The following is a 2,411-nucleotide window of genomic DNA, read 5'->3' as shown; positions in this document are numbered from 1 at the left end:
GGGTTTGACTCCACCTCCAACCTGGAGGCCGGGGCACGCTACGACATCCCGACCGTGGGCACCAGCGCCCACTCCTTCACCCTGCTGCATGAAAGCGAACGCGAGGCGTTCCAGGCACAGGTCGATGCCCTGGGCGTGGACACCACGTTGCTGGTGGACACCTACGACGTCGAGCAGGGAGTGCGCACCGCGGTGGAGGTCGCCGGCGCCGAACTGGGTGCGGTCCGGCTGGACTCCGGGGATCTGGTCCAGCAGGCCACCTGGGTGCGCGAGCTGCTCGATGACCTGGGCAACTGGAACACCAAGATCACCGTTACCAGCGACCTGGACGAGTATGCGATCGCCGCCCTGGCCAGCGCCCCGGTGGACTCCTACGGGGTGGGCACCGCACTGGTCACCGGTTCCGGGCACCCCACCGCCTCCATGGTCTACAAGCTGGTGGCCCGTCAGGACACCTCCGGCGAATGGATCCCGGTGGCCAAGGCCGCCACCAACAAGGCCAGCACCGGCGGACGCAAGAGCGGCGTGCGTCAGCTCAATGAGCGGAACCGTGCGGTCAACGAGATCGTTGTACTGGGTGAACACACCACCGAAGGCCCGGAACGCTTGCTAACCGTCCCGCTGGTCACGCATGGTGAGATTGACGAAAAGTATGTCTCAGCCTCCGGCGTGCAGCTGGCCCGCCAGCGGCACCACGCCTCGATCCAGGAGATGCCAGGCATCGCCCGCAAACTGCAGCGCGGTGAACCGGTGATCCCCACGATCCTCGTGAATGAATAGGAAGCACTATGTCCCGCGCACTGCTGATCATTGACGTACAACCGGACTTCTGCGAAGGCGGCCCGCTGGGCGTGAAGGGCGGCAATGCCGTTGCCTCGGCCATTGCCGCGGATGTGGCCGAACGCCGCGACTCCTACACGGCGATCGCCACCACCCAGGACTGGCACATCGATCCGGGCAGGCATTTCTCTAAGAACCCGAACTACGTGGACACCTGGCCGGTGCATTGCGTGGCCGGGACTCCCGGGGCCGCCCTGCATCCGCAGATCGCCGACCTGGAGGTGGACGGCCACTTCGCCAAGGGCCGGTATTCGGATGGCTATTCGGGCTTCGAGGCCCGACTGCTGAATCCGGCCGCGGATCTGGAGGACGAATCCGGTCCACTGCTGAAGGACTGGCTGAAGCAGCGGCAGGTAACCGCAGTGGACGTGGTGGGCATCGCCACCGACCACTGCGTGCGCGCCACCGCGCTGGATGCGGCCAAGGCAGCTTCGCCACCACCGTGATTACCCCGCTGACCGCGGCGGTCTCCCCCGAGAACCTGCCGAGCCTGTACAGCGAACTGCGTGAATCCGGAGTCACCGTACTGACCCTGGGCTAGAAACCGGGTCCGAACACGAACATTGACAAAGAGGAAGAGGCCGCCGTGGCGGCCTCTTCCTCTTTGGTTTGGGTGCGGTGTTCCGCTCCTACCAGGACTGCGGTCACCGCTGGCTACTTGCGCCCGACGAACCAGTCCTGCAGCTTCTCAATGCGGGCCCTCAACTGGTCCGCGTTGGCCTGCGGCACAGCCGGTCCACCGCAGACGCTGCGCAGCTTCGTGTGGATCTGCGCGTGCGGGGTGCCGGTGCGCGCCGCCCACGCCGAAACGTTCTTGGACAGCTGACTGCGCAGGTCCATCAGCTGGCGGTGGTCGGAAACCGGAGCCGGTTTGGAGGCCCCGCCCTTGATCTGCTTGCTCTGCTGTTCGCGCAGCAGCGCCGAGACCTGTTCGGGCTCCAGCAGCCCGGGGATCCCCAGGAAGCCGAGCTCCTCATCGCTGCCGATGTCCGCGCCGGTGCCGAACTCGCCGCCATCAAAGAGCACGCGGTCGAATGAGCCTGGGAGTTCAGCGCCTCGAACTTGTTGCGCACCAGCTCGTCGCTGGCCTTCTCCTCACGGTTGGCTTCCTCCAGGGCCGCGTCATCCAGCCCGTCCTCCACCTTGGAGCCTTCGCGGTCCAGCGCGTGGTCGCGTTCGACCTCCATCTCGTTGGCCAGGGCCATCAGGATCGGCACGGAGGGCAGGAACACGCTGGCCACTTCACCGCGCTTGCGGCTTCGCACGAAGCGGCCGACGGCCTGGGCGAAGAACAGCGGGGTCGAGGTCGAGGTGGCGTACACGCCCACGCACAGCCGGGGCACGTCCACTCCCTCGGATACCATGCGCACCGCGACCATCCAGCGTGAGTCGCCTTCGGAGAACTCATCGATCTTCTGCGAGGCGGTGGGGTCATCGGAGAGGATCGTGGTGACCTTCTGCCCGCAGATTGCCTCCAGCTGCTGCGCGTAGGCCTTGGCGTCATCGATGTCGGTGGCGATCACCAGCCCGCCGGCGTCCTTCACGGTGCGCCGCACCTCGGACAGGCGGCG

1 protein-coding gene and 2 pseudogenes are annotated in these 2,411 nt (G+C 66.4%); 2 read left to right on the top strand and 1 reads right to left on the bottom strand.

What is annotated here, in order from left to right; genetic code table 11:
- Together JCM19049_RS11820 and JCM19049_RS11815 are read left to right on the top strand one after the other, a co-directional pair.
- Positions 1-780: pseudogene (locus tag JCM19049_RS11820) on the top strand (nicotinate phosphoribosyltransferase); the annotation flags it as partial.
- A gap of 8 nt (positions 781-788) precedes the next feature.
- Positions 789-1,286 (top strand): isochorismatase family protein, encoded by a 498-nt coding sequence (locus JCM19049_RS11815; protein WP_279403085.1) that lies wholly within the window; start codon positions 789-791, stop codon positions 1,284-1,286.
- Positions 1,287-1,494: 208 nt separating this feature from the next.
- Here the strand turns inward: JCM19049_RS11815 and JCM19049_RS11810 are convergent.
- A pseudogene (locus JCM19049_RS11810) lies at positions 1,495-2,411 on the bottom strand (DEAD/DEAH box helicase); the annotation flags it as partial.

Source organism: Arthrobacter sp. JCM 19049, from assembly GCF_001310435.1.
The sequence above is the reverse complement of the archived record's forward strand: the minus strand, read 5'-3'. Positions and strand labels throughout refer to the sequence as shown.